We start from the raw sequence: 12,641 nt of genomic DNA, 5'->3' as shown, positions 1-12,641 counted from the left end.
TATGGTATGTTGACATGTAGAAAGGATGTGTCTATGTGACAAATAAACTCTGGTTTCAGACCGGAATTGGCATATTGCTTGCCATGGTCATTATTTTTATGTTCCAGGAAATTCGCGGAGTATTTAATCCGCTCGTGATCGTAGCGACAACCATTTTCCTGCCGGCTCTGCTTGGAGGCGTTTTATTTTATTTAACGCGCCCGCTTATGAAATGGCTTGAATCGAAAAAATTTCCGCGCTGGGCGTCGCTGAGCACTGTTATTATCGTAATTGGACTCGTTTTCTGGCTTATTTATGCTCTTATCGCTCCGGTCGCGAATAGTCAGGTGAGCTCACTCGTTGATAACTTGCCTCAAATGGTAAAAGAAGGAGAAAAGACGATGGATTTCGTGTTGAATCAAAAAGACCGTCTTCCACCTGCTGCGATTGAATCGCTCGAAAACGTAACTGACAAGCTAAATGATTACGTAACGGGCTTTAGTTCACGGCTAATCGGCTTTGTTCAAGCATTCGTACAGGGACTGTTTTTACTTATCCTCGTGCCATTCTTCCTCGTGTACATGTTGAAAGACCATGAAAAATTTGCACCATTTGTTGCCGGTTTTTTTTCCGGAGAACGAAAAACGTGGATTCGTCATACGCTTCACGATCTGGATGTGACACTTCGTTCGTACATTCAAGGACAACTTTTGGTCAGCTTTCTCGTGGGCGTTATGCTTTTAATCGGGTATTTAATTATCCGTCTGGATTACGCACTGTTACTTGCGATGTTTGGGATGTTCACGAATGTGATTCCGTTTCTCGGCCCATATATCGCCGTTATTCCAGCCATATTTATTGCATTCAGCCAAGAGCCGCAAATGGTCATTTATGTCGGGATTATCATGCTTGTTGCCCAACAAATTGAAAGCAATTTTATTTCTCCAAACGTTATGGGCAAAGCACTCGATATTCACCCGCTGACAGTGATCACAATCATTCTGGCAGCTGGCAACATCGCTGGTCTCTGGGGAATTATCCTCGCCATCCCGACATACGCTGTCATTAAAACAATCTTGACGAACTTGTACCAAAAACGAACCGAAATCCGTGAAGTTGCCGGAAAAGAAGTCGATTAACAAGAAGCCTCCTCTGCATTGTTTTCAGGGAGGCTTTATTTGTTGTGTGCAAATTTTCATCCCCTTATTGATTTCCAAAAATTCCATAAATCAATAAGCAAATTGTCGTTTCATCGTTATAAAATAATAGTAAGAATAATTGGAGGGAACCCTTGATGACAGAATCAAAACGGGTACAAATAATTGATGGAATGAGAGGATTCAGTTTGTTTGGCATATTGCTTGCAAACCTGCTCATTTTTCAGTACGGCATATGGGGGAAAGATGAAATTGAAATATATTCATTATCAGCGGTCGATTCTGCAGCTTACAAATTTGTCAAGATTGCGATCGAAGGCAGTTTTATGCCAATTTTCACTTTTTTATTCGGCTATTCAATGGTGAAAATGATGGAAAGTTTGAAACGAAACGGTGTAAAAGTGTGGCGGCATTGCGCCCGTCGATTTCTTTTATTAATCGCGATCGGCTTGCTGCACTCCATCTTTTTATGGGAAGGGGATATTCTCTTTTTTTATGGGATGATGGGCTTCTTTCTTCTTCTCTTTTTAAAACGTTCGAAAAAAACACTACTTATTTGGGGCACAGCATTACTCATGCTTACCTTTGCGCTCGGGTACGGTGTAATTGAAGAAACCGTTGCCGAAAAAGAAAAGATGGCAGATTACGTCGATGCAACAAAAACGATTTATGTAGATGGCACGTATACGGAAATTATGGACCAGCGAAACAATGAGGACCCGTTGATTATGCCAGATTACTTGTATCTATTTATCCTTCTGCTTTCGCCCTTTTTTACAGCGCCGCTCTTTTTATACGGGATGTATGCAGCCAAAGCAGGTATCTTTACCCGACCGGACAAAGAAAAACCGCTGTATCAAAAAGGAGCACTGCTTGTGCCAATCGGGCTTTTGCTAAAAAGCATCCCTGTGCTCTTGCCTGAAACGAACTGGACCGGCGTAGCTGGAGCGATCGGTACAAGTGCTCTTTCCATCGGCTATATTTGCGCATTCCCACTGCTTTATATAAAGTGGCCCACGTCAAAAATCAATATATCTTTTGAACAGGTTGGCAAATTGTCGCTCACTAATTATTTAATGCAGACCATCATCTGCACATTTATTTTCTATGGCTACGGACTTGGCCTGTTTGGACAATTAGGTGTGATCGCTAGCATCCTTCTTGGCATCATGATCTTCATACTGCAATGCGTGTGCAGCACCTTGTATATGAAACGATTTAAACGCGGACCGTCTGAACAGCTAATGCGCATGTGGACAAATTGGTCATGGAGCGGACGCATCCGGACGAAAAAACCGAAGCCATTCGACCGGGTGGAAGGATTATAATAACAAGCTGGCTATTGATCAGCGTGACGCTTGCGTTCATCATAGAGATAATTATCCGGATATGGTATGGGAAAAACAATTCCGAGAAGACATTAAACCTGACATTCAGCGTCTCTTGCCTAAAAGAGAAGAGTTCTTTACAAGACACAGCGGCGAAAGTGTTGATCTTGTCACCGGTCCCGACATTCCTGATTACAAGGAAGTACAGGCATCTGTTGGCGGCCATATTAAAATGAAGCTAGCGTTTCCCGCTGTTCAATCCGAGTGGACAGCCATCGCCTCACTCGTTAAAAAAGTGCAAAGCTATTCCCAAAATGCCGATATGCTTTTCCTTTACACCGATACACAATTAGGAACATACATTGATTGTCCCCTTAAAATGATCGATGCTGTAACCGATGCGGATTCAGCGAAAAAGTATTGTATGTTGAGTGAATCCCCCGTTCAATGATATCCCTTTGCCCAGTATCACAAAAAAGAGCACTGCATTGTAAGCAGGCTCTTATTTTTCTTCATCCGCACAGTCAAAACAAAGCAGTTTGCCGTCTTCTTTCACGCCATAAAAAAAACCATCCATGCAGTAAATGTCTTTTCCACATTCTTCACATTTACCGACGAGTTCTTTCATCCCTATCACCTGCCCTGTTCCCATTATATTTCGATCTGTATATTTTCACAGGATCTTTGTACACTAAAAGGTACTACGTGTTATTGGAGAGGAAGACCGGTCATGCGCAAATTCGGCTTATTTTTAGCGGCAGCTGCTTTTATGTATGTAAGCTTTTTGACACTTTCTAAAAACGATCATGCCGTGTCAGAAAATCAATATGTAGAAACGGTCGTGTTTGTACATGGGTTTAAAGGAAATGCCAACTCATTCAATACGATGATTGCCCGTTTTGAAGAGTACGGATGGGGATCACGGGCGTTGACGATAAATGTGACACATGCTGGCCGTCTGTTCGTTCGTGAAGACATGTCCCTCCCTGATAAACCTGCTTTTATTCAAGTATTATTTGAAGATAACCGGGCTTCATTTGACGATACATCCCATGCTCTCGCATTCGTTATGCAAGTATTGAAAAAAGAATATGGGATCGACCGTGTCAACATCGTCGGTCATTCCATGGGCGGTATTGTCTCTGTGAAATTTTTGCAGGAACTGTATGACCCAGAGCGGCATCCTGTCACGGATAAACTCGTCACCATTGGCAGTCCGTTTGGTGGTGTCGCCGGCAGCCGGTGGTTTACACAAAACACCGGTCCTGCCGTGTACGACTTAATGCCTGGCTCTCCTGCTCTTGCACAAATTGCTGCCGGACATACACGTTTTCCTGCCGAAATAGACGTGCTGAATATTGCTGGCACCGGCGATCAAGTGACACCTGTAAAAAGTGCACTCCGTTTAAAAGCGATCGTACCGAAAAAAAACTACCGTGTTACTATTATTTATGATAAAACAATCGACCATAGCGGTCTACATGAAACGCCGATTGTAGATGAAAAAATCGGGCATTTCTTTTCCTACAAATAATTCCAAATCATTTCCGCCGTTCTTGAAGCAGCCGCGGGCGTAGCCGTCCGTGCTGACTCTTTTTCTTTGTATGCTTCAAGCAAATGGGCCGTCCCTTCTTCCATTATTTCAGAGTACCTCTTTGATAACGCGGTGATTTCTTTTTCATACATTTCGTCCGTTCCCGGTTCAACAAGCTCTTCATACGTGTCAATGATAACATCCACTTCATTATTTCCAGGGAAATATTCATGAGGTGCCGTGCTGTCAAAGAGCGCAAATCCAAGTTCACGAACGATAACCATATCAATGCTCGCCGGGTCAAACCCGCAATGATACATTTCTGTCCGATAACCTTTCTGCTCCGCTACAGCGGCAATTTTTTTCATAAACGTTGATTTGCCCGTACCCGCTCTTCCTTTAATTAAATACCGTTTCTTCAATCCTTCTGTCAGCTCTGGAATATAATCAACCGGTCCAGTTGGTGTAGCCGCCCCGAGAAAGCGGTGAATTGTTTTTTGTTCATCATCAGATTTCCCAGGTAATAGGGCTGCGATCCATTTCTGTGCCAGTCGATCCGCTTTTTTCGGATCAAATCGGTTAATGAAAATGGATTCCCATTCGTCATGAATGAGCAGCGCTTCCCGAAAACAGTCATAAGCAATGTGCGCCGTTTTCTGTGCAGGCGGAGCCGATAGCATATCCGGATGAATAGCAGCATGACGGACTGTCGCTTCGTTTGGTATATCCGGTGCCAGACTGCCACACCAGATCGCTTTGTTACCGACAATAAGTCCTTCCGGCATTAGCGCATTCCACGGACTACGAATAGAATCAAATTGGACATCCGCTTTTTGAAGCCGCCCCTCGATCTCTTTTAAACATTCCATCTGCGCACACTCTCCACCGCCCCGCAGCAAAATAAACAGGCGCACATCCGACACATTCGTCTCTGCCATCTGTACGAATCCTCTCGCCGTATGGCCCGACGTAAAATAAAGCATCCGCCCACCCCCTCGAGTCTAACTATATGACTACAATGGAACATGTATACCGGAATTTCTCTACGCTGTCTTAGTTTGTAACCACTCCTGCTTCTTTCTGAATACTTCACATTGTTCGTATAAACAAAATAAGCCGGCTCCTTAAAGGAACCGGCTGCTCTTTTAATTATCGTTTAAAAATATCGCTGTGTGCTTCCCGTATGCGAGCAAGTGCTTCGTCAACGCATGTGAATTCCGCGCCGATTGGATATTCGCTAATTCGTGTGACTGAACTTGCTTCACCTGTTGAACGAAGGACTTTAATGCATTCCGCTGTTTCGTCTTCTGTTTCGTGTAAATCGCCTGCTTGATAACATGCGCTGGATTTTAGCATTTTCTCATACTGCACAACAAAGTTTTCTTTTACTTCACCGGCGAAATATTTTTTCACGTCAAGAAGATTTTCAACGACCATCATGTTGAGGTTCAACTCCTGTTTCTTTTGATGACTACAGTATACGAAAAAAACAGTGAAAAAGAACGTTTTTACAGAGATGCCATGAACTTTACACAATTTGTTAACATTTTATTCAAGGTTTCTTCACAACTTCACAAATTGTAGCATTTACAATCGTTTTCAAGTCCACCGGTGCCAGCTCGATCTGTGCACCAATCTTCCCGGCACTGACAATCATGAAGTCTAAGTGTAAAGCACTCGCATCAATAAAAGTCGGATAGAGCTTCTTCATCCCAATAGGCGAGCAGCCCCCACGAATGTAACCCGTCTGTTTTTGAAGATCTTTCACTGGAATCATTTCAATTTTTTTCTCACTGGCAGCGCGAGCAGCTTTTTTCAAATCTAGTTCTTCTTCAACTGGAACGACAAATACATAAAGTCCAGCTGCTCCTTGCGTGACAAGTGTTTTAAATACATTCCCTGTAGCCTTTTCAATTTTTCCCGCCACAGATACACCGTCAATTTCCCCATCTTTATTGTCATATTTATACATATTGTACGCAATGCCACCTGCATCAAGTAGCCGCATTGCATTTGTTTTCCCTTTTGCCATCCTGAATCACTCCATTTATATGTTAAAATTATTGTACTACAACCATTCAAAAGGAGTGGATGAAATGGATCAATTTACTGTGTCTGGCATTATGGAAGTGATGAGAGAATTTTTCCCTTCGAACACGGCAGTAGCTATTTCCAGCCGCGAAAAATTTATTTATTATCAGCCAAGCCGTCTCGTGGACCTGCATATTCACGCTGGCGATCCGATCAAAAAAGGCAGTGTGACACATCAGGCATTAACGGAAAAGCATCAAGTATCGATGTATATTGACAGTAATGTGTATGGAATCCCCTATTACGCTATGTCCGTACCCATTTTTGATGACAATGAAGTGAGCGGTGCCATTACCACCATCTATCCGGCAAAACCGTCGCCGATTGCGCGCAATGTACTGACAATTAAATCTGAAGATAGATGGTACCCGATTCCTTACAGCGATGTCATGTATCTGGAATCAGAAGGCCGAAAAACAAGGGTGCAGGCACAGACTGGGAGCGGCTACCATAAGTTAAATTTAACCGAGCTTGAGTTTACGCTGCCGGATGATTCTTTTATCCGCGTCCACCGTTCTTATATTGTGAACGTTCATTTCATTCAGGAAATTCAGCCAGATTCGCATTCTACCTTTTTGCTTATTATGAAAGATCGAACGAAAATCCCCGTCACGCAGACGTATACGAGTACTTTTCGGAAATCACTCAATTATTAATATACTGCTTCATGACGCGAAATTTCTCTTTCGCGTCTTTTTTGCGGCTTTTCATGCCCATGCAAATGAAAGCCCTTTCATTATTTGTTACACTAATAAAAACGAATCGGAGGGATCGAATCGTGGATAAACACATAACAGAACGATTACGAATGAATGATTTACATACACGTATTGTGTCAGCAGATGAAGCTGCTTCCTGGATTCAGGACGGCATGACACTTGGTTTGAGCGGGTTTACACGGGCCGGTGATGCGAAAGCGGTGCCTACGTCACTCGTTGAACGTGCCAAAACAGAAACCTTTAAAGTCAATATCTTTACCGGCGCTTCACTTGGCTTTGATCTTGATAAATTGATGGCGGAAGCAGGCATTATTAATAAACGACTCCCCTTTCAAGCCGACCCATCCATGCGAAAAAAAATTAATGACGGCAATCTATATTTTGTTGATCAGCATCTGTCCCACACAGCTGAACTTATCCGGAGCGAAGTGCTGGACCCGATTGATTACGCCATTATTGAGGCCGTGGCAATCACAGAAGAGGGTCTTATCATCCCTGCAACGTCTGTTGGGAACTCTTCTATTTTTATAGAGAAAGCAAGGAATGTCATTATTGAATTGAATCTTGCCCAGCCAGCTGAACTGGAAGGACTTCACGATATTTACAGCCTAAATGAGCAAGGAAAACGCGGACCCATTATGCTGACATCTGTTAATGAACGAATTGGTGAAATAGGCATCCCTGTCGATCCGGCTAAAATCAAAGGCATTGTCATTACAAAATCGTTAGACTCCTCTTCTACGATTGTTCCACCAGATGAGGAGACGGCACAAATGGCTGCTCATCTCATTACTTTTTTCAGAGAAGAAGTAAAAGCAGGCCGTCTTACGAATGAATTGGCTCCACTTCAATCAGGGATTGGCTCTGTTGCCAATGCAGTGCTGCACGGGCTCATTGATTCCGAGTTTGAAAACCTTGAAGTGTATTCCGAAGTATTGCAAGATGCTGTGTTTGATTTATTTGACCACGGTAAAATTCGTTTTGCTTCCGCCTGCTCCATTACGCTATCGGAAGAAAAAATGAATGAGGTATATGCCAACCTAGAAAAATATCGAGACAAACTTATCCTGCGTCCACAAGAGATCTCAAACCATCCTGAACTCATTCGGCGGCTCGGTTTGTTATCTATAAATACCGCGCTTGAAGCGGATATTTATGGAAACATTAATTCCACGCACGTATCTGGTACCAAAATGATGAACGGGATCGGTGGCTCAGGCGATTTTGCCCGCAACTGCCGTACAGCTATTTTTGTAACAAAATCAACCGCTAAAAACGGTACGATTTCGAGTATCGTTCCTTTCGCTTCACACGTTGATCATACAGAACATGACGTTGATATTCTCGTCACCGAGCAAGGATATGCGGACTTGCGCGGGCTAGCACCGCGCGAACGAGCACTCGTCATTATTCACAATTGCGCACATCCGATGTATAAAGAGCAGCTACTCCAATATTTTGAAGAAGCATCTTTGCGTGGGGGTCAAACACCGCATATACTTGAAAAGGCTTTTTCATGGCATACACGCCTTGCTGACCAAGGAACAATGCTTGAAAAACAATTTTCTTTCTCTTTGTGACGTTGGTCGGCCGCTTTTGACTAAAACGATTCCAACATCTAATTTCAAAATAAACGATATACAAGCGGCCTGACGTTAACAATAAAGTAAAACTTCATTCAGTGGGGGTTAGACCCATAGGATGTGGGTTATGTAGACTTTGTCACAGAAAGTGATGCTCTTAGTCTACGTTCCGCTATCCCCCTTCGCCTTCTTTTCTTTTCTGATGTCTTAAAGTTATAGTCCGGATCTTACTGCCCGTTAATGCGGGATAAATAGTCTTCTATGAAAGAAAAAACATCCGGAAAAGACTGCTTTTTCTTTCACTATTTGTGATTTAAGTCGAATAATTCTGCTTTGTGTCTTTTTTATGGCTTTTTGTGCATTTTATAATGAAAGCACTTTCAAAATCGAATAATATAATAAGTGCTCAGCCGGGTTTATCCGGTTAAATATAACTATAATACATTCCATACTTTCTCTAAATTTACTGTCAGAAAAAGCGGCCTCCTAGGGGCCGCTTTTTCATTATTGATCTCGCCGCTTTTCAGCGATCTTTTCCTTCATTTTCGCGAATTCTTTCACCGGTGGCACGAGGCTGATTACTTTATCACCCGCTTCCCCTTTTGGTGATTCATCACGCGTGTAAAACTTCAGTTTTCCAGATTGCTTCACAATGAACAACAGTAATGAGCCTTTATCGCGGTCACTCAAATACTTTTCATAGCTGTACTGTTCGGTCAAATCGGTTTTCCGGATAACATAGTTTCCAGCAGCACGCCTATTTAACGCCTGGAAATGGGCGTCGCTGTCAAACAGCACTTTTCCGCCAACTGTTTTGTTAAATTCCTTTGTCTTTTGCGTACGTTCTAGACCCGCTGCGATTTGATACAAATTCACGCGGCCCATTTCTGGAACAAACGTTGAGCAGACGAGCGCGTTATACGCTTCATCATCCGTTGCCGCAATCATGTATTCATACGGCGTCAGTTCGAGATGATATTCCGTGCTTTCTGATAAGATTTCACCGTGGTATACCGGCAAATTCATCTGCCTGGCAGCATTCAGCCTTTGCCATGATTCATCAGCAACGAGCACTGGAATGTTCAATTCCTGCATCGTTTGACCAAGCTTTGCAGTGAATGCATTACCGCCAATAAGCAGCACACCTGGTTTATCTGTTGATGATAAGTCCAGCTTTTTCGCCAGCCAGCCAATCGAAAATCCATGTGCAACAACGGTTGAAAACACAAGGGCAAACGTGAGCGGTGTTAATAGTGCAGCATCTTCGTATCCTGCTTTAAGCAACGATTCTGCAAAATACCCCGATACGGTTAATGCTACAATCCCCCGTGGCGCAATCCAGCCGACAAGCATTTTTTCCTGATTCGTCATATCCGTACCGATCGTCGACATCCATATCGACAGCGGTCGTACAATAAACAGCATCAGAATAACAAATGCAATAATGCGAACGTTAAATATTTCGATCAAAGTATCGGTTGTCAATGACGCCGTTAACATGACAAAAATCGTGGAAGTAAGCAAAATTGAAATATTTTCTTTAAAATGACGCATGTCTTTTATGGAGGATATATGCATATTCGCCATCACAATCCCCATCGCCGTGACCGCAAGCAATCCTGTTTCATGCATCATTTCATCGGCAATTGTGAAACAAGTAATGACCGCCACGAACACGGCCGGTGATTTTAAATATTCTGGAATACGTCCTTTTTCAAGCATTTTGCCAAGCCCCATGCCAAATAATGTTCCGAGTACAACTGCAAATACAGAAGCAGCTAAAAAGACGAGCAGTGTCGCAACCGATACCGTGCCTGTTAAAAATTTAATAAATTCAAACGCGAATAGAGCAAGAAGTGCACCAAACGGATCGACAACAATGCCTTCCCATTTCAAGATAGCTGCCGTGCGCGGTTTTAGTTTTGCCTGACGCAACAGTGGCAAAATAACCGTTGGACCAGTAACTATGAACAAACCGCCAATGACAAATGCAACAGTCAATGACAATCCGGCAATGTAATGCGCGGCGAGTGAACCGAAAATCCAGGCGATAAACGCGCCAAGCGTCACAATGCGCCGGATCGGCTGGCGAACCGTTTTAATTTCACGAAAATCAAGATTTAAGCTTCCTTCAAATAATATAATCGCGACAGCGGCTGATATAATTGGCTGAAATAAGTTACCGAACACATCTTTCGGATTTATCCACCCGAAGAGCGGCCCAATAAGCAGCCCTGCCACCGACATAACTACGATCGCCGGAAGTCGGAATCGCCACGCTATCCACTGGGAGGCAATCCCAATAAAGAGAATAATCATTAAATTAAATAATAGTGAATCAAACATTACATCTTCCTCTCTTCTGGTAAGTCTTTCTACACACTACCGCGTTTATTCCCGAATTCCACACAAAAAAAACCGACTGCGCTTCATAGAACCAATCACTCTTCCTTTTTAAGTAATGGTGCCTGAAACCCGAAATTGTACAGTGGTGCCATTCATCCTGTAAAATGGCAGATGAATGTTTATCCGGAAAGGACGGATTTTTTGAATAAATTAGCTTTTTTCCGTATTTTTATTATCGTCAAAATGGCTGTTGTTTTCTTTTTACAGCTCACCATTTTCGAACGATGTCACCGGGGGAATTGGACGGATGAAACAAATATAAAATGGGAATTACTCATAAAAAAACAGGCAGCTAAGTATCGGCAGACCGCTCTTCGTCTTGAAGGTTTATTAATTAAGCTTGGACAGTTTTTAAGTACAAGAGCAGATGTTATGCCAAAAGCGTTTCTCGATGAGCTTGAAGACTTAATCGACCGTGTGCCAGCCGTTCCGTGGGAAGAAGCACAAACGGTCATGGAACAGGAATGGAATGCACCTGTTGAAAGCGTGGCGGCAGAAATCGACCGGCAACCGGTGGCGTCCGCTTCCATTGGTCAAGTGTACAAAGCGCGTCTTTATACAGGCGAGCTCATCGCGGTAAAAGTACAGCGCCCAGACATCGATAGAATTATCGCTGTTGATTTTAAAGCCGTGCGCATTGTTATGAAGCTTGCGAAACGATTTACGAAGTTTGGCAAGCAAACGGATATGCTTGCACTTTATCGGGAAATGACGTCGGTCATCGGAGCTGAACTTGATTTTCGTCGTGAACTCGAAAACGGTCTTTATTTTAAAAAGCGCTATGAATCGTTTTCAGACGTAGATATTCCCGGCTATAACAGGGATTATTCAACAAAAAAAGTGCTCGTTATGGACTGGGTGGAAGCTGCCCGCATTACAGATATTTCCTTTTTAGAACGAAACGGCATCGATCGGCAAGATCTTGCTGTCCGATTGACAAATATGTTTCTGGAGCAGCTTTTGCAGGAAGGCAAATTCCACGCTGATCCGCATCCCGGTAACATTTTAGTGAAAGCAGATGGGACGATTGTGCTCATTGATTTTGGCATGACCGGCCGTGTGCCCAATGAAGATGCGGTTCATATTCGAACGCTTATCGAAGGCATTTTAATTGAAGATTACGATCAGGTCATAAAAGGACTAGAAGGGCTGCGCTTTTTACTTCCGCACGCTGACAAAGAGCGGATGAAACGCGTCATCCGGGCGATGATCGATGCCTATACGGCGCAGTCATTTATGCAGCTAGATGACTTCGCTATCGGACAGTTGCTCGACGAAGTGCAGCAAATCGTCAAAAAAGAACCGGTACAGCTCCCAGCGGAATTCGCGTTTTTAGGACGAGCTGTGTCCACATTTATCGGATTGCTGCATATTCTGGATCCGAACATCGATTTAATGGAAGTCGGTCGAAAGCCGGTAATGGACTGGCTCGGGAAACATGCGGGCAAAACGAGTCCAAAGCAAATTCTTGTTCAATCCCTGCGCCCGCTTTTGTCATTCCCGCAAAAATTCTTGTCTGTCCTGGACGAGCCCCGGCTGTTTCGTGAGCAGCGGGATGCGCAGCAAAAACGCAATGAAGCGGAGCGGGATGTGCTGAAGGGACGTCGTGACGCACTCCTTTTTATGGCTGTTACATTCCCAGGAGTGGCCGCTGTCCCGTTTGTCCATCATGAAGCTATTGTCTACGGCGGCCCCGTTTTGTTTATGCTCTCTGTTTTCTTTTACATTCGGGCCATCCGAGCTCACAAACGATTTATAGCATGACGATCAAACATCGTCGGTAAATTTGAAGATCAATGCTTATACAATGTACTGTTCACATGGAACTGCGGGAAACAGGCAGG

General features: G+C 43.5%; 12 protein-coding genes. 7 read left to right on the top strand and 5 right to left on the bottom strand.

The genetic code is table 11. The features are described 5' to 3' along the window. The first annotated feature begins 35 nt into the window (after nucleotides 1-35). The 3 genes from AWH49_RS16500 to AWH49_RS16490 all read left to right on the top strand — a co-directional run bounded on the left by AWH49_RS16500 (nucleotide 36) and on the right by AWH49_RS16490 (nucleotide 2,915). Nucleotides 36-1,118 carry an AI-2E family transporter gene (locus AWH49_RS16500; protein WP_063966606.1) on the top strand — a complete coding sequence of 361 codons (1,083 nt, stop codon included), beginning with the start codon at nucleotides 36-38 and terminating at the stop codon, nucleotides 1,116-1,118. A gap of 155 nt (nucleotides 1,119-1,273) precedes the next feature. Then, nucleotides 1,274-2,464 carry a DUF418 domain-containing protein gene (locus tag AWH49_RS16495; protein ID WP_063966605.1) on the top strand — a complete coding sequence of 397 codons (1,191 nt, stop codon included), beginning with the start codon at nucleotides 1,274-1,276 and terminating at the stop codon, nucleotides 2,462-2,464. A gap of 61 nt (nucleotides 2,465-2,525) precedes the next feature. Continuing rightward, nucleotides 2,526-2,915, top strand: a complete 390-nt coding sequence (locus tag AWH49_RS16490; RefSeq protein ID WP_063966604.1) for a hypothetical protein — start codon at nucleotides 2,526-2,528, stop codon at nucleotides 2,913-2,915. A gap of 51 nt (nucleotides 2,916-2,966) precedes the next feature. Here the strand turns inward: AWH49_RS16490 and AWH49_RS21050 are convergent, their stop codons facing one another. Continuing rightward, nucleotides 2,967-3,092: a hypothetical protein gene (locus AWH49_RS21050; RefSeq protein ID WP_018394916.1), complete on the bottom strand. Its 126-nt coding sequence runs from the start codon at nucleotides 3,090-3,092 to the stop codon at nucleotides 2,967-2,969. A gap of 102 nt (nucleotides 3,093-3,194) precedes the next feature. Between AWH49_RS21050 and AWH49_RS16485 the strand changes: the two genes are divergently transcribed. After that, nucleotides 3,195-3,998: an alpha/beta fold hydrolase gene (locus AWH49_RS16485; protein ID WP_082862919.1), complete on the top strand. Its 804-nt coding sequence runs from the start codon at nucleotides 3,195-3,197 to the stop codon at nucleotides 3,996-3,998. On the opposite strand, the gene AWH49_RS16480 is transcribed toward AWH49_RS16485, so the two are convergent. The 3 genes from AWH49_RS16480 to ybaK form a co-directional block, all read right to left on the bottom strand. Continuing rightward, nucleotides 3,989-4,981, bottom strand: a complete 993-nt coding sequence (locus AWH49_RS16480; RefSeq protein ID WP_063966603.1) for a hypothetical protein — start codon at nucleotides 4,979-4,981, stop codon at nucleotides 3,989-3,991. The two genes, AWH49_RS16485 and AWH49_RS16480, sit on opposite strands and share 10 nt — an antisense overlap. Before the next feature lie 166 nt (nucleotides 4,982-5,147). Next, entirely contained in the window at nucleotides 5,148-5,438 is a 291-nt protein-coding gene (locus tag AWH49_RS16475) for a hypothetical protein (protein ID WP_018394919.1), read from the bottom strand. Nucleotides 5,439-5,550: 112 nt separating this feature from the next. Beyond that, nucleotides 5,551-6,030 carry a Cys-tRNA(Pro) deacylase gene (gene ybaK / locus AWH49_RS16470; protein WP_063966602.1) on the bottom strand — a complete coding sequence of 160 codons (480 nt, stop codon included), beginning with the start codon at nucleotides 6,028-6,030 and terminating at the stop codon, nucleotides 5,551-5,553. A 64-nt stretch (nucleotides 6,031-6,094) separates the two neighbouring features. Between ybaK and AWH49_RS16465 the strand changes: the two genes are divergently transcribed. Together AWH49_RS16465 and AWH49_RS16460 are read left to right on the top strand one after the other, a co-directional pair. After that, nucleotides 6,095-6,745, top strand: a complete 651-nt coding sequence (locus AWH49_RS16465) for a LytTR family DNA-binding domain-containing protein (protein ID WP_018394921.1) — start codon at nucleotides 6,095-6,097, stop codon at nucleotides 6,743-6,745. 122 nt (nucleotides 6,746-6,867) lie between these two features. Next, nucleotides 6,868-8,388, top strand: coding sequence for a succinyl-CoA:acetate CoA-transferase ScpC (locus AWH49_RS16460; protein ID WP_094777191.1), 1,521 nt, complete (start codon nucleotides 6,868-6,870; stop codon nucleotides 8,386-8,388). Between the two features lie 507 nt (nucleotides 8,389-8,895). On the opposite strand, the gene AWH49_RS16455 is transcribed toward AWH49_RS16460, so the two are convergent. Then, a complete protein-coding gene (locus AWH49_RS16455; protein ID WP_063966601.1) occupies nucleotides 8,896-10,737 on the bottom strand; it encodes a cation:proton antiporter in 1,842 nt (613 codons plus the stop codon). Between the two features lie 201 nt (nucleotides 10,738-10,938). Here AWH49_RS16455 and AWH49_RS16450 point away from each other — a divergent pair, with 201 nt between their 5' ends. Further along, on the top strand, nucleotides 10,939-12,561 hold the full coding sequence (locus tag AWH49_RS16450) for an ABC1 kinase family protein (protein WP_063966797.1): 1,623 nt from the start codon (nucleotides 10,939-10,941) through the stop codon (nucleotides 12,559-12,561). Nucleotides 12,562-12,641: the final 80 nt, after the last annotated feature.

Origin of the sequence: Domibacillus aminovorans, assembly GCF_001643235.1 — a bacterium.
Taxonomy (GTDB): Bacteria; Bacillota; Bacilli; order Bacillales; family Domibacillaceae; genus Domibacillus; species Domibacillus aminovorans.
This window is presented reverse-complemented; position numbering and strand designations above follow the sequence as displayed.

Bases quoted from the DNA above. Each gene is read 5' to 3' on its own strand.
- AWH49_RS16480 (WP_063966603.1), bottom strand. From the start codon at position 4,981: ATGCTTTATTTTACGTCGGGCCATACGGCGAGAGGATTCGTACAGATG.
- AWH49_RS16455 (WP_063966601.1), bottom strand. From the start codon at position 10,737: ATGTTTGATTCACTATTATTTAATTTAATGATTATTCTCTTTATTGGG.
- AWH49_RS16490 (WP_063966604.1), top strand. From the start codon at position 2,526: ATGGTATGGGAAAAACAATTCCGAGAAGACATTAAACCTGACATTCAG.
- AWH49_RS21050 (WP_018394916.1), bottom strand. From the start codon at position 3,092: ATGAAAGAACTCGTCGGTAAATGTGAAGAATGTGGAAAAGACATTTAC.
- ybaK (WP_063966602.1), bottom strand. From the start codon at position 6,030: ATGGCAAAAGGGAAAACAAATGCAATGCGGCTACTTGATGCAGGTGGC.
- AWH49_RS16485 (WP_082862919.1), top strand. From the start codon at position 3,195: ATGCGCAAATTCGGCTTATTTTTAGCGGCAGCTGCTTTTATGTATGTA.
- AWH49_RS16465 (WP_018394921.1), top strand. From the start codon at position 6,095: ATGGATCAATTTACTGTGTCTGGCATTATGGAAGTGATGAGAGAATTT.
- AWH49_RS16475 (WP_018394919.1), bottom strand. From the start codon at position 5,438: ATGATGGTCGTTGAAAATCTTCTTGACGTGAAAAAATATTTCGCCGGT.
- AWH49_RS16495 (WP_063966605.1), top strand. From the start codon at position 1,274: ATGACAGAATCAAAACGGGTACAAATAATTGATGGAATGAGAGGATTC.